At 70.0% G+C, this 24,886-nt stretch carries 18 protein-coding genes, 1 tRNA gene and 1 pseudogene; 5 read left to right on the top strand and 15 right to left on the bottom strand.

All coding sequences use genetic code 11. From position 1 onward, the window contains the following. Window positions 1–104 precede the first annotated feature (104 nt). Window positions 105–1,282, bottom strand: a protein-coding gene (locus FNH13_RS17965) for an IS3 family transposase (RefSeq protein WP_228266482.1) whose coding sequence is annotated in 2 segments (ribosomal slippage) — window positions 105–1,007 and window positions 1,010–1,282 — 1,176 coding nt in all. Because the reading frame shifts where the segments join, the coding sequence is not laid out codon by codon here. A gap of 318 nt (window positions 1,283–1,600) precedes the next feature. Then, on the bottom strand, window positions 1,601–2,644 hold the full coding sequence (locus tag FNH13_RS17960) for a cation diffusion facilitator family transporter (RefSeq protein WP_143784692.1): 1,044 nt from the start codon (window positions 2,642–2,644) through the stop codon (window positions 1,601–1,603). A gap of 58 nt (window positions 2,645–2,702) precedes the next feature. Between FNH13_RS17960 and FNH13_RS17955 the strand changes: the two genes are divergently transcribed. Continuing rightward, window positions 2,703–3,053, top strand: coding sequence for an ArsR/SmtB family transcription factor (locus tag FNH13_RS17955; protein ID WP_228266481.1), 351 nt, complete (start codon window positions 2,703–2,705; stop codon window positions 3,051–3,053). Between the two features lie 553 nt (window positions 3,054–3,606). Here the strand turns inward: FNH13_RS17955 and FNH13_RS17950 are convergent. Together FNH13_RS17950 and mobF are read right to left on the bottom strand one after the other, a co-directional pair. Continuing rightward, entirely contained in the window at window positions 3,607–5,352 is a 1,746-nt protein-coding gene (locus tag FNH13_RS17950; RefSeq protein ID WP_143784690.1) for a toprim domain-containing protein, read from the bottom strand. After that, complete coding sequence (mobF, locus tag FNH13_RS17945) at window positions 5,309–9,337, bottom strand: MobF family relaxase (protein WP_143784689.1); 4,029 nt, start codon at window positions 9,335–9,337, stop codon at window positions 5,309–5,311. The genes FNH13_RS17950 and mobF overlap by 44 nt, the downstream gene beginning before the upstream one ends. 162 nt (window positions 9,338–9,499) lie before the next feature. Between mobF and FNH13_RS20065 the strand changes: the two are divergent. Then, window positions 9,500–9,727: pseudogene (locus FNH13_RS20065) on the top strand (thioredoxin family protein); the annotation flags it as partial. Here FNH13_RS20065 and FNH13_RS19875 read toward each other — a convergent pair. From FNH13_RS19875 to FNH13_RS17925, 3 genes are read right to left on the bottom strand one after another with little or no spacing between them, the layout of a single operon-like run. Continuing rightward, window positions 9,640–11,280 carry a hypothetical protein gene (locus FNH13_RS19875; RefSeq protein ID WP_202878822.1) on the bottom strand — a complete coding sequence of 547 codons (1,641 nt, stop codon included), beginning with the start codon at window positions 11,278–11,280 and terminating at the stop codon, window positions 9,640–9,642. The pseudogene FNH13_RS20065 and the gene FNH13_RS19875 overlap by 88 nt on opposite strands. After that, the gene (locus FNH13_RS17930; protein ID WP_075957825.1) at window positions 11,277–11,612 is read right to left on the bottom strand and encodes a helix-turn-helix domain-containing protein; all 336 of its coding nucleotides are present in this window, start codon (window positions 11,610–11,612) and stop codon (window positions 11,277–11,279) included. Before FNH13_RS17930 ends, FNH13_RS19875 begins: the two co-directional genes overlap by 4 nt. Next, on the bottom strand, window positions 11,612–12,724 hold the full coding sequence (locus tag FNH13_RS17925) for a tyrosine-type recombinase/integrase (RefSeq protein WP_122263978.1): 1,113 nt from the start codon (window positions 12,722–12,724) through the stop codon (window positions 11,612–11,614). Before FNH13_RS17925 ends, FNH13_RS17930 begins: the two co-directional genes overlap by 1 nt. A 347-nt stretch (window positions 12,725–13,071) precedes the next feature. Between FNH13_RS17925 and FNH13_RS19375 the strand changes: the two genes are divergently transcribed. Continuing rightward, entirely contained in the window at window positions 13,072–13,494 is a 423-nt protein-coding gene (locus FNH13_RS19375) for a hypothetical protein (protein WP_202878821.1), read from the top strand. Between the two features lie 62 nt (window positions 13,495–13,556). On the opposite strand, the gene FNH13_RS17915 is transcribed toward FNH13_RS19375, so the two are convergent. The 4 genes from FNH13_RS17915 to FNH13_RS17895 all read right to left on the bottom strand — a co-directional run bounded on the left by FNH13_RS17915 (window position 13,557) and on the right by FNH13_RS17895 (window position 17,265). Then, window positions 13,557–15,551, bottom strand: coding sequence for a heavy metal translocating P-type ATPase (locus tag FNH13_RS17915; protein WP_143784688.1), 1,995 nt, complete (start codon window positions 15,549–15,551; stop codon window positions 13,557–13,559). Further along, the gene (locus tag FNH13_RS17910; protein WP_143785228.1) at window positions 15,548–15,970 is read right to left on the bottom strand and encodes an ArsR/SmtB family transcription factor; all 423 of its coding nucleotides are present in this window, start codon (window positions 15,968–15,970) and stop codon (window positions 15,548–15,550) included. Before FNH13_RS17910 ends, FNH13_RS17915 begins: the two co-directional genes overlap by 4 nt. 273 nt (window positions 15,971–16,243) lie before the next feature. Continuing rightward, window positions 16,244–16,320 (bottom strand) — tRNA-Pro (locus tag FNH13_RS17900). 69 nt (window positions 16,321–16,389) lie between these two features. Continuing rightward, window positions 16,390–17,265 (bottom strand): metallophosphoesterase, encoded by an 876-nt coding sequence (locus FNH13_RS17895; protein WP_228266480.1) that lies wholly within the window; start codon window positions 17,263–17,265, stop codon window positions 16,390–16,392. 109 nt (window positions 17,266–17,374) lie between these two features. On the opposite strand from FNH13_RS17895, the gene FNH13_RS17890 reads away from it, so the two are divergent. Next, on the top strand, window positions 17,375–17,839 hold the full coding sequence (locus FNH13_RS17890) for a GatB/YqeY domain-containing protein (protein WP_143784686.1): 465 nt from the start codon (window positions 17,375–17,377) through the stop codon (window positions 17,837–17,839). Here FNH13_RS17890 and FNH13_RS17885 read toward each other — a convergent pair whose 3' ends face one another. The 4 genes from FNH13_RS17885 to FNH13_RS17870 form a co-directional block, all read right to left on the bottom strand. After that, window positions 17,840–20,464 (bottom strand): penicillin-binding protein, encoded by a 2,625-nt coding sequence (locus FNH13_RS17885; protein ID WP_165700171.1) that lies wholly within the window; start codon window positions 20,462–20,464, stop codon window positions 17,840–17,842. A gap of 90 nt (window positions 20,465–20,554) precedes the next feature. After that, window positions 20,555–21,685 carry an ArsA family ATPase gene (locus FNH13_RS17880; RefSeq protein WP_407669921.1) on the bottom strand — a complete coding sequence of 377 codons (1,131 nt, stop codon included), beginning with the start codon at window positions 21,683–21,685 and terminating at the stop codon, window positions 20,555–20,557. Further along, entirely contained in the window at window positions 21,682–22,707 is a 1,026-nt protein-coding gene (locus tag FNH13_RS17875; protein WP_143784684.1) for an ArsA-related P-loop ATPase, read from the bottom strand. Before FNH13_RS17875 ends, FNH13_RS17880 begins: the two co-directional genes overlap by 4 nt. Beyond that, the gene (locus FNH13_RS17870) at window positions 22,704–23,534 is read right to left on the bottom strand and encodes an alpha/beta hydrolase family protein (RefSeq protein WP_202878820.1); all 831 of its coding nucleotides are present in this window, start codon (window positions 23,532–23,534) and stop codon (window positions 22,704–22,706) included. Before FNH13_RS17870 ends, FNH13_RS17875 begins: the two co-directional genes overlap by 4 nt. 64 nt (window positions 23,535–23,598) lie before the next feature. Between FNH13_RS17870 and FNH13_RS17865 the strand changes: the two genes are divergently transcribed. Further along, complete coding sequence (locus tag FNH13_RS17865; protein WP_143784682.1) at window positions 23,599–24,879, top strand: NAD(P)/FAD-dependent oxidoreductase; 1,281 nt, start codon at window positions 23,599–23,601, stop codon at window positions 24,877–24,879. Window positions 24,880–24,886: the final 7 nt, after the last annotated feature.

Below are 24,886 nucleotides of genomic sequence, written 5' to 3'. Positions count from 1 at the left end.
TTGACCTGTAGGGGACCGGCTGAATGAGGATCACTCAGGGGCCGCGGCGTCACTGCGGTGCGGACAAGTATCGGGACTGCTGCACGGGTAGGTGACAGGTTGGGTCAGGCCGCCTGAGGGGCGGCTGTGGCCATGGTGGCTTCGTACTCGATGGGCGTCAACCGGCCGAGTCGGTCCTGGCGACGGCGCCGGTGGTAGGTGCGCTCGAGCCAGGTCACGATGCTGATGCGCAGGTCCTGGCGGGTGGCCCATCGGCGGCGGTCCAGGACGTTCTTCTGCAGGAGGGCGAAGAAGGACTCCATCGCGGCGTTGTCGGCGCTCGTGCCGACCTGGCCCATGGATCCGACCAGGTGGTGGCGACGCAGCGCGGCCAGGTACTTCCGCGACCGGAACTGGCTGCCGCGGTCGGAGTGGACGATGCAGCCGGCAACGTCCATGCCGTGCGCGGCACGGGTCGCCACGGCGTTGTCCAGGGCCTGCACCGCCAGGCGCGACTTCATCCGGGCGTCGATGGAGTATCCGACGATGCGGCCCGACCAGACGTCCTTGACCGCGCACAGGTAGAGCTTGCCCTCACCGGTGCCGTGCTCGGTGATGTCGGTCAACCACAGCTGGTTCGGGCCGGCCGCGGTGAAGTCCCGCTCGACAAGGTCCTCGTGCGCGGGTGGCCCCGGCTTCCTGCCGTTCTTGCCTCGCTTCTTGCCGAAGACGCTCCACCAGCCGTTCTCCGAGCAGATCCGCCACGCGGTCCGGTCGCACATGCCCTCCCCGACGTCGCGGGCCTCGTCGGCCAGCAGCCGGTGCCCGAACTCCGGGTCGTCGCGGTGGGCGTCGAACAGGGCGTTGGCGCGGTGGGCCGCCGCCAGCTCGGCGTCGGTGACCGGTCCCTTCAGCCAGCGGTAGTACGGCTGGCGAGCGATCTTCAGCACCCGGCACGTCACCGTGACGGGGATCCCGTCGACGGCCAGCTCTCGGACGAGCGGGTACATCATTTTGGGGAGATGTTCGCCTGGGACAGGTACGCCGCGGCGCGGCGCAGGACCTCGTTCTCCTGCTCCAGCAGCCGGATGCGCCGTTTGGCCTCCCGCAGCTCGGCCAGCTCCTCACGGTCCGGACCCGGCCTGATCCCGGCGTCGCGGTCGGCTTGGGTCATCCAGTTCGTCAGACACGACTCGGAGATCCCGAAGTCCTTGGCCACCTGCTTGATCGTCACCCCCTCCTCGCGTTGTCGGGCGACCCGGACAACATCGTCACGGAACTCCTGGGGATACGGCTTGGGCATGGTGCACATCCTTCCCTGCAGCGCCTCACAGCACCACAGACTCGGTGTCACCTACCCGTGCAGCAGTCCCATCTCTATGTCGTGAAGCGGCTTGAGACGGGCTGCTCACGAGCAGGGTTGCGGTCCAGTTTGAGGTGACGGAGTCCGGATGAGGAACTTGCGCGCGGACATGAAGGTCGGTCATGGTGGCAACACCACTTGCACCTGCTGGGTACGCCCCAGCTGCGCGGTTGCACGTTGCGACAGCAACACCGCACGAGCGCGCGTGGGTGGTCCGGTTTCACCAGCCCGTCCCTTGCGCTGAGGGTATGTCCCATGTCAGACGGCGAGGCTGTGCGCCGTGGGGATGCCAGCGGGGTTGACGTGGACGGTGGCGCGGTCTAGATGTGAAACATTTTGGACCAGTGTGCGGTGCACCCTGTAGGCGATAGCGTGGGCGTCCTGAAGACTGAGGTCGGGGTCGACATCGATGTCCAGATCGGTTTCCAGGCGGTGCCCGATCCAGCGGGCGCGGCACCGGTCCACCGCCACGACACCAGCAACGGCGGCGGCGACTGTTTCGATGCGGTCCAGCGTTCCGTCATCTACGCCATCCATGAGCCTGCGGATCACAGTCCGCATCGATGAAAACAGGACGGCGATGATGACTGCGGCGATGACCAGGCCGATGATCGCATCCAGCTGCGGCATCCCGGCCCACGCACCGGCGACACCAACGACCACTGCCAGGGACGTCAGGGCGTCGGTGCGGGCGTGTTGTCCCTCGGCGATCAAGGCTGCTGACCCGATTCGACGGCCAGCCCGGATGCGGTAGATCGCCACCGCCTCGTTGCCTAGGGCGCCGACGAGTGCGGCCGCGAGGACCCACCCCAGGTGAGTCAACTCGCGGGGGTTGCTCAGCGCCCGTACCGACTCCCAGATGATCAGGGCGGCGGAGGTGGCGATGACCAGGCCGATGAGCAGTCCGACCAGGTCTTCTGCTCGTTTGTAGCCGTAACTGTAGCGTCGGGTCGGCGCCCGTCTGCCCAGGCGGAAGGCGATGATTAGCGGGATCGTGGTTGCCAGGTGGCCCAGGTTGTGCACCGTGTCCGCAAGGAGCGCGATCGACCCGCTGAGGGCGACAATGACGATCTGCATGATGGCGGTCGCGCCCATCCCGGCCAGGCTGAACCACGCGGCGCGGATACCCTCCCGGCTGGCCTCATCGGCAGTTTGGATGGCCTCGCTGTGGTCGTGGCTGTGCGGGGTCAGCGCGTGCCGGACCCGAGACCATAGGCCGGAACCGTGCTCGTTGGCATGCTCGTGTTGATGCGGACTCTCGTGGTGGTGCGCGCTACCAGTTGAAGGTTCCCGGTTCTCCATGCTGCTACAATACTTGCGTAGTCATGCAATTACGAATCTTCGGTTGTATGGTGGGTGGGTGCACGAGCGACCCATCCTGCCGGTGCCGACGGAGGTCCACGCCCAGTTGGCGGCTCAGACTTTCCGCATGCTGGCCGATCCCACCAGAGTGAAGATCCTCTGGGCACTACTGCAGGAGGAGGCCAGTGTTACGGCACTGGCCGAGCACATCGGCTCATCCACGACCGCCGTCAGCCAGCACCTGGCCAAGCTGCGACTCGCCGGTCTAGTCGACAGTCGCCGTGTAGGTACCTTCATCTACTATTCGGCTCAGGATCCCCATGTTCACAGGCTGCTCGCCGAAACTCTGTCCCGTGCCGAGCACGAGACTGGCGTAGCCTCCGGGGCAGATCACGTTTACCGAGCCTGAGCGGCCGTTTGTCTTATCACCGCGATCGCGCACGTCGACGTCCCAGCCGGTCGTCATTGTCGGCGTGGAGATCGGCGCCGATGGATGCCCGGTCGGCCGCGAGTCGGCTGAGTTTCAACTCGTCGCCGCCCTCATGGGCCAGAAGCACCCTCCACGGAGACGGCTATGCGGCTGTGACCTACGTGTCGATGTGTGCCGACCCTCCCAAGCCAACCATCACCTGGGCCGTCGTCGCACATGAGATCTGCCGGTTGTGGGTGGCGGCCTTGACGGCGACCCGACCTGCGTTCTGTTGGTAGCGCTCCGTCTCGCGAACCGTGGCGGCTCCAAACAGACCCCCTGCGCCGCAGTGCACGCACACCGCTACACGCTCACCGAAGTTTGGCCACCCAGCTCGTGATCGCAGCAGTTCATGAGACTTCTCCTCTCGTATCGACGGTTGTCATTACATTGCTGTAGCAGAGGTCAAGTCGAACGTGCGTGCGGTCGGAGTTGGAGGGACTTCTACTTGTTGCGTTCTCTTCGTCCGGCGCGCGGGCAGGATCGGACGGGCCTACCGAGAGGGGCCGAGCTGATCTGGGTGCGAAGCCACAGAAAGGCGGCTTCTGCGTTCCAGGTCGATGGCACGGGACTTGGTCGGGTCGTTGGTCGGTCTGGGTGCAACGTGACCGCTGGGGAGTTCGGTGATGAGTCGGTAGCGGAGGTCCTGGGCGGATCGGTCCGCGAGTGGTTCTTCGGCCACGGTCTTCTGGGCGAGGACGGCTACGTCGTGTCCCTCGTTGTGCAGTTGCTGCATGACGCGGGCTAGCGCGGGCCAGTCTGCCTCGTGGGGGAGGCGTGAGTCGATCTGTGTGGCGACCGCGACCCACCGGGCCTCGGGCGCTTGGGCATCGCGCTCCTCCATTCGGGTCTTGACGTCATGTGTGTTGTCGAGCTGGGTAGCGACGACTCTGCGTGGGTCCGTATGCCAGGTCTGGATGGCCTTGTGCAGGGTCCGGTGGGCTTCCTTCTGGGTGATGCCAAGAGTCTCGGCGATGCTGGCCGTGCCGGGGTCCCAGCTGGTGGGGGAGTGGGTGGCCAGCACTGTGGCCGCTGCGGGGAGTGCCTGCGCTGGGGGCAGGTTGGCCAGCCGCTCCTCCAGCAGTGTCTCGGCCAGTGGTCGGGCGTCATCGATGACCCTGCGCAGCACGTCAGGCCCTCGTCGTTCGAGGAGGTCTGCGGGGTCGGACCCGGGTGGCAGGGTGGGCGTGAGCGGGGTGAGGTTGTGTTGGCTCAGGAGCCAGTGGTCGCGTTCGGCGGCCAGACGTCCGGGCAGATCTGCGTCGGTGGCGACCAACGGCGAAGGTGAGTAGGCGGCGAGTTGACGGGCCTGGGTTTCGGTCAGGGCGGTGCCCAGCGGTGCGACACCGACATATCGGCCGTGGCCGGCGAGGGTGACGGCGTGGGCGTCCATCGGTCCTTCGACCAGGACCGGTGTCGCGCCGGAGGCCAGGAGGTCGGCGACCAGCCCGTAGAGCTGGTCGCCCTTGTTGAACAGCGGGGTGCTGGGGGTGTTGAGGTACTTGGGCCCGGCGTGGGGGGTGTTGTCGGTGTGTTCGGGGTTGCGGCGTCCGATGAAGCCCAGGACGTGTCCGCGGGTGTCGTGGATCGGGAAGAGGGCCCGGTCCCGGAACCGGTCGATGAGCCGCCCGTGCCGGGTGGTGGTCGCTAGTCCCGTCTGGGTGAGTTCGAGGTCGCTGACCCCTCGGTCGCGGAGGTGGTCGAGCAGCGTGGTCCGCCCGGCCGGTGCGTAGCCGGGGTGGATGTGGGGGTGCCCGGCGACGTCCTGCCCGAACCGGCCGCTCAGGTAGTCCCGGGCCCACCCGTTCGTGGCGAACCGGTCCTCGTAGAACTCCAGGGCCATCGCGTTGACCTGCGCGAGCCGTCCCACAGGGACGACTGACTCACGGGCTGCCATCTCCCGCTCGAAGATGTGGTCGAGCTCGGCGTCGGTGTACTCCAGCGGTCCTAGCGTTTCGCGGACCAGCGCGGCCAGTGCGAGGCCGGCGTCCAAGTCGCCGCTGCCAATGGGCACCGTGTCGAAGGGCGCGGCGTCGGTGGTCTCTGGGTGGTGGGCCGGGGCGTCTGTGGTGCCGAGGCTGTTGAGGTAGGAGTCCCACTCGGTGTCTGTGGCGACGTTCGAGGGCACGTCGAGGTCGATTCGACCGGGGAGGTACTCCTCTGGATGCGCTGTTTCGGCTGCGGGCACGGTGTCCTCAACCGGTGGCGGGTCGGTCAGGACGCTGATCCGCCAGGTCATCGTCGATGTCGGCACCGTCCTGGGGTGCCGTGGACGCGAGTTGCGGGATCGTCCAGCCGCGTTGTAGTGCGTGGTCGATGCTGGTGACCAGGGCCGGCCACCAGGGACTGTCCTGCATGGCCTGCACCCGGGGTGTGCCGAGGTTGTCGGCCAGGGTCGGCACCCACCCGGCAGTGACGGTGTGCGGTTCGTCGGCTTGCGCGGTGACGGCGGGGGAGAGGTGCTCGGCGATCCGCCACCACAGTGCCGCGGCAGCGTGGTCATCGGGCAGGGGACCGGTCTGCGCGGCTGAGCTGACCAGGCCGGCGGCGTCCAGGCCGGCCCGCGAAACGGCAGCGAGCCGTTCGGCCAGGACCGGGGCGAAGTCGTCGGAGCGGGCCTGCTGTGACAGTCGTGCGATCAGGTCACCCCACTCGGCCAGTGCGGGCGCTCGGCCGCCGGCCAGTTGTTCACGCAGCGCCCGCTGGTGCAGGGCGGGGGCCTTGTCGACCTGGGGCGGGCCGGTGGGGCGCAGGTCGGTGGGGCCGGCGTGCGTGGCGGCACGCCACACCGCGACCTTGGCCAAGAGGTCGTCGCCGGGGCGGGTGGTGCCGCCTTGGGCTGCCCAGTCAGGGACGAGTGAGCCGACAGCCTGGGTGGCGACCTCCCTTGCCAGGCTGACCACGAGGGCGGCACGGCGGGTGAGGTAGTCACCCCAGGTGGGGTGCTCGGTCAGGGTGTGCGGGACGCCGGGTACCCAGGGCAGGGGGCCGGGGCCGGCGTTGCGCAGGCCGGAGTCATCCAGGCGCCATCCCAGGACCGCGGCGGGGTCACTGGCGGTGTCCAGCTCGCGGGAGGCCACCGCAGCACCGAGCGCCATGGCAGGGTCGGTCCCGTTAGCGGCCAGCAGGGTCAGGTGGGCACGGAGTGTCGGCCAGGCCGGTGCCTGCGTGAGGCCAGGAACCAGGAGGTCGGCGACCTCCTCGAGCCGCGCGAGTTGATCGGGGCCTAGACGGTCGGTGGCTGCGGTGTAGAGGGCGTCGAGGTACCGGTCACACGCTTGGCCGAGCAAGTGCGCCGAGTCGGACAGCGTGCGGCCCATCGTGGTGGCCGAGACGGGGGACTCATCACGGGAAAGGACCGCCTCGAGCAGGTCGGTGGCGGTCTGGGGGTGGACCGTGCCAGGCTTGATGAGGTTGTGCTCATCCCCGTCACCGACGACCTGCAGGTAAAGGTGGTTGGCGTGCGCACCGCGGGTCATCATCGTGTACAGCTGCTGGCGGGACTCCGCCCCGGTCGCCAGGGCATGGCTCACGTCCACGGACACTCCCTGGGCCCTGTGGACGGTGGTGGCGTACCCCAGTTCGGTGCAGTTGTGGACGTAACCGGCGGGCAGGGCGATCACGCGGTGTGTGCGGGTGTGCTGCACCTGCAGAGACCCGTCGCCGGGAAGATCGAGGATGGTCCACCGGTCACCGTTTTTCACCCAGTCGGTCGCGGTCATCCTCAAGCGCCGGTCGTTGGTCCGGGTGATGACCAGGTCACCCACGGAGGCCTCGTTGCCGTCGGCCAGGGTGAGCACCGGGCCGGGGGTGTCGATCCCTTCGAGCCGGTGGGCACGGGCCCGTTGGTTGAGTTCGGCGACCAGTTCCCGGGTGGGGGCGAGCATGATCGCGTCACGCCCGCGTGCTCGGTCGGCTTGCCAGGAGCTGAACACCGCCTCGGTCATGGTGGCGATATCCCCGACGTGAACCCGCCCGGCGTCCAGGTAGAAACCCAGGGCCTCGGGTTTGCCGTCTCGCAGCGCCAGGGAGGCGCCACCTTCGGCGGCACCGGTGAACCGCATCAGTTCGGACAGGTGCAGGGCGCCGTGGGTGGCGCGGATATCACGCAGCACCCCACCGGCACGGATGGCCGCGAGCTGCTGGTCATCCCCGATGAGCCGGACCGAGGCACCACGGCCGGTGATGAACGCCACCGCCTTGTCCAGGGAGAGGGTGTCGGCCATCCCCGCCTCATCGACCAGCACCAGGGAGTCTGGACCAGTATCCTCGGCCCAGGGCGGCAGGTTCGTAGGGTCGTGGGCCAGGGTCCAGACCAGTTTGGCGAGGGTGTCGGTGTGGGTCCCAGCCTGATCACGCAGGACCGCCGCGGCAGCCGCGGAGGGGGCTAGTCCCAGGACCGTGCCGCCGGACTCCTGCCATGCTCGGGTCAGGGACCGCATCGCGGTCGTCTTCCCGGCACCGGCCGGCGCGATCGCCAGCTGCAACCGGGCACCGGAGGTCGCCATCTCCCGTACGAGGGCGGCCTGGCCGGCGTTGAGCGTGACACCGTTGGCCACCGACTCCAACAGTGCGACCTCAACCGCCTCCGGGGCGGCTCGGCGGCCGTCGAGACGGCCCGCGGTGGCCACCAGTCGATGCTCGGCGTCCATGACGGTGGTGGAGGTGAACAGGTCCGAACCAGCCACGTGGTAGACGCTGCTGCCGTCGACCCGGCGCAGCGGTGAGGGCTCAACGACGGGGTCTTTGCGCACCGCCAGCCCCTGACTGAGCCGCAGAGCTTCCTTGCTGAGCCGGTCCACCAGGGCCTCAACAGTCTCAGCGGGGAGGTCCATGCGGCGGACTCGGCGTTGGGCCTCGGCGCGGACGTGCCAGACCTGCCACGTCGAGCGGGACGACTCCAGCGTGCCCACGATCCGCCGTGCCGTCTCCTGCACCCAGTCCTGGGTGACCGGATCGCCCCGCTCGTTGCTGATGGCCCCGCTGCGGGCGTTGTGCACCATGGCCTGGACCGCCTGCTCGCCACCCAGGACGTGTGCGGCCTCGGCGTGCCAGGTCGCGCGCTGTAGCGCCAGACTCCTCGGCTCGTGCTTGGCCTCGCGGGTCTCCAGAGTGGCCTGCTGCGCCAGCTGAATCGACTCAACCGGAGTCGGCGGGCGACCGTGCCTGCCCTGGAACTCCCGGGCCAGCACGCCACGCCGGGCCTCGATGCTGGCCCGCCGGGAGGACCACCGCTGGTTCAGGCGCGGGTCGACCCCGACCACCTCCCGGACTGGACGCTTCTGGGGGTCGGTGCCTCGGCGTTCCTCAAAGGCCAGGCCGAGGGGCCTCAAGTGCTTCTCCAGGGCCGTGTTGTACGTTTCCGACGCCGTCACGGCGGCCTTGAACAGCAACCTCCCATCAATCGAGAGCCACTTCCCGTCCAGGGTCTGCACCTTGTTCGCCACCGCCACGTGCGTATGTAGGTCGGGGTCCCCAGCCCGGGAGTCACGGTGCGTGAACGCCGTAGCGACCAGGCCCCGCACGTCAACCTGCTGCACACCGTTCCTGCCCGTCCGGGTGAACAGGGCATGGCCCTCCAGGAAGGCCAACGCGTCACCGACGGCTCTCTGGTGAGCCGCTTCGATCTGTGCCGCGGTGGACAGGTCGGCCACTGCCCACAGCGTGGACACGGACTTCACGGGGGAGAAGGTCAGGTCGAACCCCGCGACGGCCGTGGTCTTCGAACGGGAGTGGACCGCGATGAACCCGGCCAGTTCCCGCTCACTGAGCGGTGCCCGCTGGTGCTCCTTGCCGAACATCTCGGAGGCGACCTCGGTGCGGATCCGAGCCCGTTCCTGCACCGCGATGGGGTGGTTCGCCGGCAGCCCCTGGGACCGGTTGTACTGCTCCAAACCTCGGGCGACCTGGACCCGGAACGGGCTCACATCCTCCCGCCCCGTGTAGACCCGGAACGCTGCCCCCAACGACCCACCGACCGCTTCGCCCAGGGGGTGCTCACCGGTGCCGAACAACCGGGCCATCTGCTCGGCGGTGACCTCATCCCCGACCTGGAGACCCACGATCCCGGCCATGCCCGAGCCCACCCACACACCAGGGGACTCACCCCTGGCCGTGTAGTAGCTGGCCAACCCCACATGCCCGGTCTCGGTGGCGTCCTGACGCGCGACCTGCCGGGTCAGGTAGTCATACCCCGACCCCGCCGCCAGCTTGTGAATCGACATCACCACACCCCCTAAAGCCCCGAAACTGCCGTCAGGGACTCACGAATCGCCCAGGGGTACTGGTGGACAGCCCTATTGGAACGTGTCCTTATAGCCCCTCGGTACCGGCATCGCGGACACCCCGCCGGCCTCCGCTACGCGCAGCTGGGGCAGGATGAACGGGTGAAGGTGCAATTCCTCTACTTCGACGGGTGCCCGCACTGGGAGCTGGCGCAGGCGCGTCTGCGCGAGGCGCTCGAGGTACACGGGGAGCCGGTCGAGGTGGAGCGCGTGGTGGTGGACACGCCGGAGAAGGCGGAGTCCTACGGGTTCCTGGGCTCGCCGTCGGTGCTGATCGATGGTGTGGATCCGTTCGCTGAACCAGCAGCGCCGGTGGCGTTGTCGTGCCGGTTGTACCGCACACCGGAAGGGGTGGCCGGGTCGCCGACCGTGCAGCAGCTCGTCGCAGCGCTCTCGGAAGCATCAGCTTCGTAGGGATCAGCACGGCGCAGGTGGGTGTCGCGTTGCGCGGTGTAGGTGCTCCATCCGCGGGAGGCCAGGGCGGCCCACCGGGTCGCGGTGTTGGGTGCCAGGCCGAGGATGTCGGCGAGGATCGGGGTGGGCATGCTCGCGGCGAGCTGGAACATGGCGGCGTTGCGGGCTGCCATGGGCTGGATGCCTCGTTCGACGAGCTGGGCGCGGACGTTCTCGGTGGCCAGGTGCTTGCCGGGAATGCCGCCGGGGAAGAGCCATATTTCGGCGCGGCTGGCGTAGGAGGCCTGCCCCCGACGGGTCAGGTGGGTGCGAACCAGGCGGTCGAGCGGGTCCGGCAGCTCGATGGGGAAGGTGTCGAACGTGGCGGTGACGACGCCGTCGGGGTTGACGGTGATCTGGTGGGCGCGCATGCGGACGACCCGGGCCAGGGGTTGGGCGTAGAGCAGGACGAACAGGCCGGCGACGCGGGTGTAGAGGCGGATGGTGTCGTCGTGCAGGAGCAGTTGGACGTGCGCCCACCTGTCCTCATCGGAGAGGGTGACGGCGGGCTGGGTGCTGGGGCGGGTGGCCACGGACAGATTCCCTCCGAGACCGGTGCGGGCGCGCCAGGCCAGGAACGGTCGCAGCGCGAGGGCGCGGGCGCGGTGCTGCTGCGCGTACCGGTCCAGATCTCCCTGGCCGATGTCGGTCAGGTCGGTGCCGTCCTCGGTGAGCCAGTCCATGAAGCGCGCGGTGACGACGATGGTCGCCCTGGCTGCCGAGATCGCGCCGTGGGTGAGGATCCCGTGATGCTCCTGGCGGCGCAGCCTGCTCAGCACCTGCCAGCGGGCGAACCGGGCCAGGACCTCGGACTGCCCGGCCGGCAGGGTGCTCAGCAGCTCCTCCAGCCACGGGCTGACCCGCTCGAGCTCGGCGTGGAAGGGCGGCAGGACCCCCAGGGCGGTGAGCAGGTCGCGCAGGTAGCTGTTCGTCCTGCTCGCGGGCATGGCCTCGAAGGTCGCGTGGGAGATGTCGAGCTCGCCGCGGGCCATCGCGCCCAGGGTGGCCGGGCCGGTGGAGCGGGTGAACCAGTACAGGGTGGACTGGGGTCGTGGGCCCGAGATCAGGGCGTCGTACACCGGCCGCAGCCGGGGGTGGATGACCCCGTCGGGGCTGGACAGCAGCACGGTGGCCTTCTCCTGCAGCGCGCAGTGCCCGCACAGCCGGCCCCACGGGGAGTCCTCCCGCCCGCAGGCGGTGCAGGCGTAGACGGTCTCGTTGCCGGTGCAGGCCGCGCACGCCGGCCGGCGCCGGTCGTCGTAGAAGGCCAGCACCCTGATGTGCCCGCAACCGGGGCAGGGCTGGGCTGTCCGGGCGAAACGCAGCGTGCAGCGCTGGCAGACGGCCTTCTCCAGGACGACCCGGGTGCATCGGTCGTGGCGCCCGCAGTGCGCGCAGTCCTGGCGCGGCAGCCGCGGGCGCGGGCTCACCGGTCCTCAGGAGGGCGGCGGACCCGGGCCCGGATCGGACGCAGGTCACCGATGCCCGGTCCGCCCTCCCCGGTACCGGTCTTGGAGGCTTGCTCCTGCACGACGGTAGGGACCAGCAGGTCGTTCGGTTCGCAGTCCAGGATGTCGCACAGCGCGGCCAGGACCTCCATGTTCAGCCGTTGCGGGGTCCGGGCCACCAGCCGGTAGACGTGCTCACGGGACAGGTGGACCCCGCGCTCGGCCAGCAGCGGGACGAGCTCGGAGGTCTGGTACATGCCGTGGGTGGCCATCACCTGACGCAGGTTCCACCCCATCACGGTGCGGACGGTCATCACTGGTCCTCCTGATCGGTGGGTGCGTAGACGCGCTCCAGCGCGGCCTTGAGCGTCTTGTCCTTGAAGTCGTTGCTGACCGAGGCGTAGATCGCGGTGGTCGAGGCGTAGGCGTGCCCGACCTGCTCCTGGACGAACCGTTCGGGGTAGCCGAACTCGACCAGGTGAGTCACGTAGGAGTGGCGCAGGCAGTGCAGCGACAACGCCGGGTCCAGGCCCGCCTGGTGGCGGACCGTCGCGAAACGGGCGTCGAAGTGGCGCAACGAGACCCGTGAGAGCCGCTCGGTCACCCACAGGGCTGGATGTCCAGGCACGCCGAACAGCGGACGGGCCTGCTCGACCCACTGCCGCATCCCTTCGATGGCCCAGTCGAACTCGGGCACCGCCAGGACCGTGCGGCGGCGCGGGGTACCGCCGCGAACGGCCTTGCCGTAGCGGACGTGCACCGAGCCGTACGTTCCCCACCTGGGCACGTGCGGGTTGGGGCGCAGGTCGGCCACGTCCAGGCGGCACAGCTCGTTGCGGCGCAGGCCGAACGCATAGGCGGTCTTGAAGACCTGCGCGTCCCGCAACGCGCTCAACGCTCCCTTGCGGCCCGAGGACGCGGCCCGTTCGACCTGGGCGTCCAGGTGGTCGAAGAGATCCTGCAACTCCCCGTAGGTGAGCGGTCGCCGTGCCGGGCGGCCCTCGTACTCGTTCAGGTGCGCCACCGTGTTCCACTCGTGGCACACCTGCGAGGGCACCGAGCCGAACCGGTCGCGACACTGGCGGGGCCACTCGTACCGGGCGTCGGTGAGGTAATCGCAGAACATCCGCAGCGCCAGGTGGTACCCGCGGATCGTCGAGGGTGACCGACGACCGTCCCCGCTGGCCAGGGATACCGTGAAGTCCTCCACGTCCCCAGGGCCCCACGACCACGGGTAGGACTCGGCGAACTCGGTGAACCGACGGACCAGCCGGACCCGGTCGCTGATGGTCTTCTCACCCAGCAGCCGGGAGGCCTGCTGACGACCCCACCCGGTCAGCATCGCCTCGAAAACGGCGCTCTCCTCGTTCAGATGAGCCACCCCGGCGACCAGGACGAGCCCCGCCGAGCCGGGTATACCGACCATCAGGACCGCCGATCCGTCGTTGCCGCAGAAGCCATATTGTTGCTCCTGACGTTACACCTAGTTGGGCGTCCCTGGTCAACGGACACGCGTGGGGACGTCGGAGTCCCTACTAATCCGCAGACCACCCGGCGGGTGTGACTTCTGACGCGATAATGCTCGCTTAACCCGTCGATGCAAGAGGTGTAAGGCACATGAGCGGAGCGAGGAACGGGTGGGGACGTAGGACGCGAGGAGTGCGCGGTGGCGTGCACGGCTCGCGGGTGCTGCGGGTTGCACGGGAAGTGCTGAGTCCCTGGTGCGCTTGTAAGGATGTCAAGGTTTCACTGATCGAGGCGACGGTGCGCGGCATGCGCAAGGGTGAGCACATGGCCCGGCGGGAGGCGGGGCCGCGTGCTCGGGCCGTGGGGGAGATGGTGCGGGTCGAGCGGGTGGAGCGGGATCTGCGGCTGTCTCGGCTGGGCGAGATCGTGGCGGTGTTGCTGGGGGAGCAGGACGCGCTGGTGAGCGATCACGGGCGGGGCGCGGGTGCGGCGTTGCGCTCGATGGTCGAGGAGGAGGGCGTGAGCGCGCGGGAGTCGTTGGACTGGTGCGGCGTGGAGGGCCGAGGGTATGCGGGTCATCCGTGCGGTCGCCGAGGAGCGCGAAAGTGGGCCGGGCGCGACTCCACGGATCCGGCGGCGTCAGTCAGCATGTGCCCAGCGTCGACGAGCAGCGTGAGGGAGCAGGTCCACATAGCTCCGATGGCCTCGGGAGAGAGATGCTCGCGGTGATCGCGAAGGCGACGGCTAGGCGGGCCGGTGGCTCGTTCCGGCACCGCGGTCGTGGCCGGCGCTCAAGCGGTAGCTCCTTTCAGACCTGCGCGATCTGCCGGGGTGGGTGCCAGGGTGGGCAGCTGTCTGGCGCGTCCGGCGCGGATGCCGTTGGCGATCACCAGGACCTCGGCCAGCTCGTGGATCAGCACCACTGCCGCGAGGCCGAGGATGCCCAGGAGCGCCAGCGGGATCAGGACCGCGATGAGGGCCAGGGAGACCACGACGTTCTGCAGCATGATGGTGCGGGTACGGCGGGCGTGGTCGAACGCGAACGGCAGCAGCCGCAGGTCATCACCCATCAATGCCACGTCGGCGGTCTCGATCGCCACGTCGGTGCCCATCGCACCCATCGCGATCCCGACGTCGGCGGTCGCCAGCGCGGGCGCGTCGTTCACGCCGTCACCGACCATCGCGGTCGGACGGCGGCCGCGCAGCCCGGTCACCACCGTGGACTTGTCCTCCGGGCGCAGGTCGGCGTGCACCTGCTCGATCCCGGCCTCGGCAGCTAGGGCCGCGGCGGTGAGGTGGTTGTCTCCGGTGAGCATGGCCACGGTATAGCCACGGTCACGAAAGGCCGCGATGACCTCGGCGGCCTCGGGCCGCAGCTCGTCCCGGACGGCGATCGCGCCGACCACGTGAGCGTCCACCTCGACCGCGACCGCGGTCGCGCCCGCACGCTGCATACCCCTCACCTGCCCGGTCAGGGTGCCGGGGTCGACCCAGTCGGGCTTGCCCAGCCGGACCCGGGCACCGTCGACAGTTCCGACCAGCCCGGCACCGACGATGGCCTCGACGTCCTGCGCGGCGGGAACCCGGTCGGTGGCGGCCAGGATCGCTGCGGCGAGCGGGTGCTCGCTGCGCGCCTCCAGCGCGGCCGCCCAAGCCAGCACCTGTTCCCGATCGGTGCCGGGGGCGGTGGCGACGTCGATCACGGCCGGCTGGTTGCGGGTCAGGGTGCCGGTCTTGTCCAGGGCGACGGTGCGCACCTTCCCGAGAGCCTCCATCGCGGCGCCACCCTTGATGAGGATCCCGCGGCGGCTGGCGGCCCCGATCGACGCGACCGCGGTGACCGGCACCGAGATCGCCAGCGCGCACGGGGAGGCCGCGACCACCACGACCAGGGCCCGGTGCACCCAGATCGACGGGTCGCCCAGGAGCGCGCCGAGGACCGCGGTCAGTGCTGCGGCGATCAGGATGCCCGGCACCAGGGGGCCGGCGATCCGGTCGGCCAGCCGTTGGGTGGCGCCGCGGCGGGACTGCTCGGCCTCCACGACATGCACGATCCGGGCCAGGGAGTTGTCCTGCGCGGTGGAGGTGACCTCCACCTCCAGGGCCCCGGTGCCGTTGATCGATCCTGCGAAGACGTCCTGACCCGGTCCGGTCTCCACCGGCATGGACTCACCGGTGATGGCCGAGCTGTCCACTGCGCTTCGCCCGGCCCGCACGGTCCCGTCAGTCGCCAGCCGCTCCCCGGGGCGCACCACCATGAGGTCCCCGACCACCAACTGCGCCGGGTTCACCACCAGCTCCCGGCCGCCGCGGACAACACTCGCCTCCTTGGGCACCAGGTCCAACAGCGCGCGCAGCCCGTGCCGGGTGCGGACCAGCGAGTACTCCTCCAGTCCCTCACTCAAGGAGAACAGGAACGCCAGCGCGGCGGCCTCCTCCACCTGCCCCAGCAGGGTCGCCCCGACCGCGCCGATCGTCATCAGCAGACCCACCCCGAGCTTGCCGCGCGCCAGGCGGCGCAACGCACCCGGCACGAACGTGGAACCACCCACGACCAATGCCGCCGCCGCGAGCACCAGCCCGAGCGTGTCCCATCTGGCGAGCCCGGCGAGGAACCCGGTACCCAGCAGCGCACCGGAGAGCAGCCCCAGCTGGACCTCCCGCACCTGCCACAGCCGAGTCGCCGGCTCTTGGGCCTGTCCTGCAACAGCTGGCGGACCGGCGGCCACCACGCACCCGCACGCATCCACCCCCACCTCCCGCTGCGGCGTCTCCGACCCGCTCACGCCCCCGCCTCCTGCCCAGCGTGCGTGCGCAGCTCCTCCGGGACCGGATTCCCCGCGGTCCCCACCCCGTAGTTCGGGCACAACGCCACCGCATACCCCGACGCCGCGAGCAGCCGCTCCGCCGCGTCCAGCACCCCCAGCAGCTCAGCGGCACTGGTCAGCGAGAACATCGAGGCCCGACCCTGCGGGCGCGAGATCACCAGGCCACAGTCCCGCAGGCACGCCAGGTGCGCACTGACCGTGGACTGCGCCAGCCCCAGGTGCTCCGTCAGGTCCCGCACCCTATGCTCCCCCACGGTCAGGTGCTGCAGGATCGCCAACCGCGACGGGTCCGACAAGCCGTGGAACAGAGCCGCCGCCACATCGAGACCGCCGGTCCCGGAGCCCCTCTGTCTCCCACCCGAGTTGCTCGCTGTCATCGTCATACAGCGATAATAATGCAAGTGCGTGCGCAACCGACCCACCGGCCGACGAACCGACGAGCCCTCGGCCGGGGGTCGGGCGGTTCTTGGTTGGTCGTCGCCGCAGCCGGTGCTCTGGTGTTGGGCGGCTGGCGGCATCATCGGCCGTGGCGGTGCCGACGTAGGTCTTCCCTGTCCGCAGCTGCCTTGGGTTATGCCCCAGTTATGCCCGGGAGTCCAAAGAGAAACCGGCCCTGGCCGCGTTTCCGCAGGTCAGAGCCGGTATCTTTGTGGTCGGGGTGACAGGATTTGAACCTGCGACCTCTTCGTCCCGAACGAAGCGCGCTACCAAGCTGCGCCACACCCCGTGGCTCGTGCCGTGCGGCACGCAGCGTCGGCAATGTTAACCCAGGATCAGACCACCGACCGAATCGCCCTCACACGAGGGTGAGAAGCGTGGCCTCTGGGCGGCAGGCGAACCGGAACGGGGAGTAGGGCGAGGCGCCCAGTCCTGCGGACACCTCGAGCCAGGAAGCATCCGGGGGAGCGGCGTCGGAGGGGGTGGAGCCGGCTCCTGGCCACCACCGGGACAGACCCTTGACCCGCCGGGTGTCCAGGTCGCAGTTGGTCACCAGTGCGCCGTAGAAGGGGATGCAGACCTGGCCGCCGTGGGTGTGGCCGGCCAGGATCAACGCGGCACCGTCGGTAACCATCGCGTCGAGCACGCGTTGGTAGGGCGCGTGGGTGACGCCGACGAACAGGTCGGTGCCCGGGGCAGCAGGACCGGCGACCGTCCCGTAGTCGTCGTACTCCAGGTGCGGGTCGTCCACGCCGACGAACTCCACCGACAGCTCGCCCAGCTCGAGGCGCCCGCGCGCGTTGGTGAGGTCCAGCCAGCCAGTCCGGGTGAAGCCGTCCACCAAGTCCTGGGTGGGCAGGCGCCGGGTGGTCAGCGCCTCACCCTTCTCGTGGCTGTCGTTGAAGTAGCGCAGCGGGTTCTTAGGCGTGGGCGGGTAGTAGTCGTTGCTGCCGAGGACAAAGACCCCGGGGATGTCGAGCAGGTCCCGGTAGGTGTCGAGCACTGCTGGCACCGCATCCTGATGGGCCAGGTTGTCACCGGTCGTCACGACTAGTTCGGGCTCCAGTTCAGCCAGAGAACGCACCCAGTCCTGCTTGGTGCGCTGCCCGGGGACGAGGTGGAGGTCGCTGAGGTGCAGGACCCGCACCGGGCGCGCGCCCGAGGGCAGCACCGGGACCTCGAACTCGCGCAGGACGAACGCCCGCGGCTCCACCAGGGTGCTCCAGGCGAGCACGCCGGCACCCAACCCGGCAAGACCGGCTGCTCCACGCCATACGGGAATCACCCCGTGATCATCGCAAATCCCGGCGACCGGGACGGGGAGGCGGTGAGAGACTGGCCCCATGACCGAGCAGACCACACTCAAGGACCGCCTCCAGCACGACCTGCACGACGCCATCCGGGCGCAGGACAAGGTGCGCTCGGCGACGTTGCGCATGGCACTGACCGCCGTCTCCACCGAGGAGGTCGCCGGCACGCAAGCACGGGTGCTCGCCGATGAAGAGGTCCTCAAGGTGTTGGCCAAGGAGGCCAAGAAGCGCCGTGAGGCAGCCGAGGCGTATGTCGGTGCCGGCCGCCAGGAACTGGCCGACCAGGAGCAGGCCGAGCTCGTGGTCCTCGAGGGCTATCTGCCCGCACAGCTCGACGACGCAGCGCTCGACGAGCTGGCCACTGCAGCCGTCGCCGAGGTGAAAGCCAGCAGCATGGCGCAGATGGGCCAGGTGATGAAGGTGCTGCAGCCCCGCGTGGCAGGGCGGGCCGAGGGCGGGCGCATCGCCGCCGCCGTGAAGCGGGCGCTCAGCGTCTGATCAGTCCCGCTGCCCGGGCGGCTCGATGCCCGGGGGCAGCTCACCGCCGGGCGGGGGGCCTGGGTCGCTGGGCGGCGGCTCGGGGTTGCTGGGTGGTGGGGGCTCGGGGTTGCTGGGCGGCGGAGGCTCCGGGCTCGGTTCCGGCTCAGGCTCAGGCTCGGGCTCCGGTGCAGGCGCGGGCTCCGGGGCTGGCGGCGGCGATGGTGCGGGCTGGGACGGAGCCGGAGCCGGTGCCGGTGCCGGCGGGGGGGTGTAGGTCGACTGGGCCCAGCCGCCGGCGACATAGACGTAGACGGTCTTGCCGGCCATCATCATCGTGCCGGGTGACGGCGTGGTGTAGAGCACCGTGCCCTCCGGCTGTGACGAGCCGCGGGTGTACTCCTCGGTGATGAACCCGGCCTCGCCGAGGATGCGAATCGCGTCCTCGATCGGCTCACCGGCCACGTCCGGGACCGGGCGCTCCTCGCCCTGCAGGACCTCGTTGGACGGCTCGTCGAAGTCCTCGATGGGCTCGTCCTTGAGGGCGGTCTCCATCAGCTCCTTCCACAGCAGCGTGGCCAGCTTGGAGCCGTAGAACCAGCCGTCGATGTGGTGCTCGCCGATCGTGAAGTCCTTCAGGTCACCTTCGTACTTGGCGCCGGGGCTGCCGATCCACACCGCGGTGGACAGCTGCGGGGTGTAGCCGGCGAACCAGGTGTGCTTGGACTCATCGGCGGTGCCGGTCTTGCCGCCGGAGGGTCGGTTGTCGTCCAGGAGGGCGCGGAAGCCCGAACCGACCATGACCTCCTGCATCAGCTCCGCGGTGCCGGCCGCCACGTCGGGTTCGATGACCTGCTCGCACCCGGGCAGGTCCAGCGGGATCTCCTTGCCCTCGGAGTCCACGATCTTGGTCACCGGCACCGGCGGGCAGTAGAGTCCGCCAGCGGCGATGGTCGCGTAGGACGCCGCGACCGTCAGCGGGCTGGAGTTGTCGGCTCCCAGGACGAAGGTCGGTGCCACGCTCGCGTCACCGGAGCCGTAGGGCTCGCCACTGGCGGCGTGCAGTCCCATCGCGGTCATCGTGTCGCGGATGTTGCAGGTGCCGACCTGGGAGGCCAGCGTCGCGAACGCGGTGTTGACCGAGGACCTGGTCGCCTTGCGCAGGGTCATGACCGACTCGTGGTTGGCGCCCTCGGCGTTGCGGACGGCCCACTCGTCCTGGCCGATGCTGCAGCCTTCCTGGAAGTCGCTGCGCTCGAAGATCACCGCCGGCTGGGTGTCGCCCTCGGGGTGGGAGCCGGGCTCCTCCGGGTTGCGCCAGTTGTTGTTGCGGTCCACCTGCACGGCGTCGCGGATGTTGAGGGAGGCCTCGACCGGCACCCCGGTCTCCAGGGCGGTGACGAGGGTGAACGCCTTGGCGACCGAGCCGATCTGGAAGCCGTTGCTGCCGCCGTAACGGTTGTCCACGCTCCAGTTGACGGCCGTCGAGCTGAACCGGTCGCGGGACTCCTGGATGCTGTAGTCCGAGCTCTGCCCGAAGGCGATGACGCGCCCGGTGCCCGGCTCGACCATCGCGGCCGCCGCGGCCAGCTTGTACTCGTTGCCGGGCGGGGCGTACTCCTTGGTCTGCTGAGCGATCAGCTTGGACATCGCGGGGTCCAGCGTCGTGGTGATGGTCAACCCGCCGGTCGTCAGCTTGGCCAGCCGCTCCTCACGGGTGACTCCCAGTGCGTCGTGCTGCAGCAGCCACTCCGTGACGTAGTCGCAGAAGTAGGGGTGCTGGGAGTTCATGCAAGACCGCTGGCTGTCGTGCACGTCCAGCTCGATCTCGGAGTCGCGGGCCTTCTGCCACTCGCTCTCGGTGATCATGCCCTGCTGATACATCTTGTCCAGCACCACATTGCGCCGGGCCAGGGCGTTCTTGGGGGAGTTGACCGGGTCAGTGATGCTCGGGGCGCGCACGATCCCGGCCAGTGTGGCGGCCTGGGGCAGGTTGAGGTCTGCCGACTTGACGCCGAAGTAGTGGCGGGCCGCGGCTTCGACGCCGTAGGCCCGGTCGCCGTAGTAGGCGAGGTTGAGATAACCCTCAAGGATCTGGTCCTTGGTCAGCCGCTGCTCCAGGGTCACGGCATACTTCAGCTCGCGCAGCTTGCGGACATAACCCTCCACCCCGTCGCGGGCGCGCAGCCCCTTGAGGGCGTCCGCGTCCTCCTGGCGCAGTGCCTGGTCCTCCAGCATCATCTTCACGTACTGCTGGGTCAGCGTCGAGCCGCCCTGCGTGGTGTCCGAGGTCGCGTTGCTCACCATCGCGCGGGACAGGGCGCGTAGGTCCAGGCCCCCGTGGTCGAAGAAGCGCTCGTCCTCGATGGCGATCTGCGCGTTCTTCATGAAGGGCGAGATATCGTCGAGACCGACCAGGATGCGGTTCTCCTGGGCAGGGGTGGCGATCAGGTCGCCATTGGCCGCCACGATCCTGGACTGCTGGGCCAGCGGGTTGGACTCCAGGTCGCCGGGCAGCTCCTCAAAGAGACCCACGCCCTCGCGGGCGGCCGAGCCGGTGGCACCGACGACAGGCAGCAGGAGCCCGGCCCCGATGAGACCCATCAGCACCGCGATCGCCAGGAAGGCGCCGAGTAGCGATATCACACGGGCGAGTGTCGTCGGGGCACGCATAGACATAAGAGTACCGGCCAAGCCTGGGAAATCGCGGGTCTCAGGCAGTGTCAGACCCTGAGATCACTGGCTGGTCAGTGCCTCCGCGACCGAGCGCAGCGCAGGCAGGTCGGCGATGTCGGCGCCGGCGAGTGGCACCTGCACCGTGGCGAGCCTGGGATAGGCGGCCGCGACGTCGCGGATGTGGCGCCGGTGCCGGGCGGCGGTCTCCGCATGGTCCGCGTGGACCCGCAGCACCGCGGCCGTATGCCGGTCGCCGGACTCCTCGAGCATCTCCGCCCCGTCCCTCGCCCGGTCTGACGAGATGCGGGCCCGGGACACCGCGACCCGGTTGAGCACGAGCCCCGCCAGGGGCATGTCGTCCTTGGCCAGCCGTTGCACGAAGTAGCCCGCCTCGCGCAGGGCGTCCCGTTCTGGGGCGGCGACCACCACAAACTGGGTGCCCTTGTCCTGCAGCAACGCGTAGGTCTCGTCGGCCCGCGCCCGGAACCCACCGAAGACCGTGTCCATCGCCGCGACGAAGGTGCTGACGTCGAGCATGAACTGCTTGCCCAGCAGTCTGCCGATGGTCGCGGTCGCCACCGACATGCCGACGCCGAGTGCCCGAGCGCCGACGCGCCCGCCGGCCCGGGCCGGGGCGCTGATGAGTCGGATGAACCGGCCGTCGAGGAAGGAGCCCAACCGGGTGGGGGCGTCCAGGAAGTCCAGCGCCGAGCGGGACGGTGGGGTGTCGACGATGATCAGGTCCCAGCTGCCGTCGGCCTCAGCCTGTGCGCGCAACTGCCCGAGACGCTCCATCGCCATGTACTCCTGGGTCCCGGCGAACGAGGACGACAGGGCCTGATAGATCGAGTTGTCCAGGATCTGCTGCGCCGTCTCCGGATCCGCGTGGGTGAGCACCACCTCATCGAAGGTGCGCTTCATGTCGAGCATCATCGCGTCCAGCGACCCCCCGGCAGCGGTGTCGACGCCGACGACCGGGCGCGGGGTGTTGTCCAGCTCGGTCAGCCCCAGCGCCTGGGCCAGCCGTCGGGCCGGGTCGATGGTCAGCACGACGACCCGGCGCCCCTGCTCGGCGGCGTGCAGGGCCAGCGCGGCTGCGGTCGTCGTCTTGCCGACGCCGCCGGCGCCGCAGCAGACCACCACGGAGGTGGCCGGGTCGGTGAGCAGGGCACCCAGGTCCAGGTCGGTCACAGCGCCACTCCCTGCCGGGCCAGCTCGGCCGCGAGCCGCCACACCGCGTCGGGTCCGACCCCCTGGGGCAGGTGCGGCAGGGTCAGCACCGGGCGTCCAGCATCCGCGATCGCGCCCTCGAGGGAGACCTCGAGATCACGTCGCTGGATGGCCTCGTGCGCAGTCTGGACCAGGCCGTCGACCATGGTCGGCGTCGTCCGGATGCCGACCGTGGCCAGTTGGCTGGCGAGATGCTCCGGGTCGACCTCCGCGGCAGCGACGCGGTCGACCTGCTCACGGGCGGAGGCGTCCCGGGCCTGGTTGACGATGATGGCGCCGATCCGCAGACCGTCAGCCCCGAGGCCGTGCACCGCATCGAGGGTCTCCTGGACCGGCAGCTGCTCCAGCAGGGTCACCACGTGCACCACGGTCGTCGCGGAGTGCAGCATCCCGCGCACCGCGTCGGCCTGGTTGCGGATGGGGCCCACCCTGGCCAGGTCCGCCAACTGTCCGGTCACATCCAGGAAGTTGCCGACCCGTCCGGTCGGTGGTGCGTCCAGCACGACGGCGTCGTATGCCGGGCGCCCACCGGAGTCGCGGCCACGCCGGCCACCGGCGCCCCGGTCCGCGGTGGTGCGGCGCACCGAGTCATAGATCCGGCCCCCGATCAGCACGTCCCGCACCCCGGGAGCGATCGTGGTCGCGAACTCGATGGCGCCCATCCGGTGCAGCAGGTCACCGGCCCGGCCGAGGCGGTAGAACAGGCGCAGGTACTCCACCAGGGCGGTCCCCGCCTCGATCGACAGGGCCCATACCTCCCCGCCGTCCGGCCCGGTGGCGACCTCGGTCTCCTCCGTGCCCAGTGGGGCCACGTCCAGGACCTGGCTGATGCCCTGGCGCTCTTCGGTCTCCACGAGCAGGACTCGGCGTCCCCGTGCCGCGAGGGTGGCGGCCAGCGCCGCCGCGACGGTGGTCTTGCCGGTGCCGCCCTTGCCGGTCACGATGTGCAGCCGGGGATGCCCGTCGGTGCCGTGCCAGGTCATGAGGCACCACCGGCTGGCTCTGGCTCTGCCGTCGGTGGAGTGGGCTGTCGTGCCGCCTCCGCGGCGACCGCTGGCTCGCGGCCCGTGAGCGCGCGCAGCTCGTCCAGCAGCACCGGCCACGCCGACGAGCGCGGGTCGATCAGGTCAAAATGGTCCGTGCCGTCCAGGACTCTCAGCGTGTCCCGTCCCGCGGTGCCAGCTGTGGCCAGCCACGACCGGGAGACCTCCAGCGGGACCTGTTCGTCGGCGGTGCCGTGCAGCAACCGGGTGGGCGCGGCCGTCGGTCCCAGGTCGATGGGGTCGGCGTCGAGTGCTGGCTCCTCGCGCCAGCTGGTCCCGCCCATCAGGGCGTCGGCCGCACCGTCGTCCAGCCCGAGTCGACCCACCAGCCGCAGGTCCAGGCAGCCGGCCAGGCTGACCGCTCCCAGGACCCCGGCGGCCTCAGCCCGGTGCAGCAACCACACGGCCAGGTGGCCACCGGCCGAGTGCCCCACGAGCACCGTGGGGCCGGGCAGCAGCCGGTCTGCGCGGATGGCCGTGAGAGCAGCAGCGACGTCCTCGCCCGGCCCTGGCCAGATGCCGCCGGGCATCCCGGTGCGGCGATACTCCGGCAGGGCCACGGCATAGCCCGCTCCGGCCAGCGCCTCGGCGGTGGCGCGCAGGTGGGTCCGGTCCCACTCCTGCCGCCAGAAGCCCCCGTGCACCAGGACGACCGTGACCTGGGCTCCGGGAGCCAGCCACACGTCATACACCTGGTGCGGTGCCGGGCCGAGGGAGACGGTGCGGTCCGGCTCACGGGCGGGGCGGGTCAGGACGTCGTGGGACACACGGACAGTCTGCCCCGACCGGCCGCCGTGCGCGGTCTCAGCCTGACTTGGTAGCGTCCGGATCATGGCAACGTCGCCGCAGTTTCGTGGTGCTCCCGAGCACGTCATCGTCGTCGGGGCCGGCATGGTCGGTCTCTCCACCGCCTGGTTCCTGCAGCAGCGGGGGGTGCAGGTCACCGTCCTGGAGCGATCGGCCGTCGCGGCCGGCGCCTCGTGGGGCAACGCCGGCTGGATCACGCCGGCGATGGCTATCCCGCTCGCCGAGCCTGCGGTCCTGCGTTATGGCATGAAGGCGGTGCTCGACCCGTCGGCGCCGCTGCACGTGCCGGTCCGTGTCGACCCGCAGCTGTGGAGCTTCCTGCTGCGTTTTGCCGCCCGATGCACAGCCCCGACCTGGCGCCGGACGATGGCGGCCCTGTTGCCGCTCAACGTGCACGCGCTGGACGCCTATGACGAGCTGGAGACCGACCCGGGACTGACCGAGCGGTTGCGGTCCGGGCCGATCATCGCAGCCTTCCGCGAGGACGAGCACGCCGACGGGCTGCTCACTGAGTTCGACCAGATCCGCGAGGCGGGGATGGCGCTGGAGGCCAGCGACATCACCGCCGAGCAGGTCCGTGAGCTGGCGCCCGTGGTCGCCCCGAACGTGAGCCGGGCGATCCGGATCGACGGACAGCGGTTCATGGACCCCGGGGCCTATGTCGCGGCGCTGGCCACGGCGGTCCGCGCGCGCGGCGGAGAGGTGCGCGAGGGCGCTGACGTGCGCGGGCTGCGGCACGGGCCCGGCGGGATCTCGGTCGACCTGGTCGGTGCTGCTCCGGTGCGCGCCGACGCGGTGGTGCTGGCCACCGGGGCCTGGTTGCCCACCCTGGCCAAGCAGTATGGCGTGCGCACCAGCCTGCGGGCCGGTCGCGGCTACTCCTTCTCCGTGTCCCAACCGGTCGACGGACGCCAGGTGAGCAACCCGATCTACTTCCCCTACGAGCGCATCGTCTGCACCCCGCTGGGCCAGACGGGCCGGATCCGGATGGGCGGGACGATGGAGTTCCGGCCGACGGACGACCCGCTGTATCCCGCCCGGATCGACTCGATCGTGGCCAACGCCCGGCCGCTGGTGCAGGGGCTGGACCTCAACGACCGGCAGGACCAGTGGGTCGGGGCCCGTCCGGTCACCGTCGACGGGCTCCCGCTGGTCGGCCCCACCAAGGCCCCGGGCGTGTGGGCGCACGGCGGACACGGCATGTGGGGCATGTGTCAGGGCCCGGCGACCGCCCGCCTGCTCGCCGAGCAGATGACCACCGGCACGACACCGGCTGCCCTGCGTCCGCTGGCCCCCACTCGCTAGAGTCAGG

Source organism: Ornithinimicrobium ciconiae, assembly GCF_007197575.1.
In the GTDB taxonomy this organism is placed as follows: Bacteria; Actinomycetota; Actinomycetes; order Actinomycetales; family Dermatophilaceae; genus Ornithinicoccus; species Ornithinicoccus ciconiae.
This window is presented reverse-complemented; position numbering and strand designations above follow the sequence as displayed.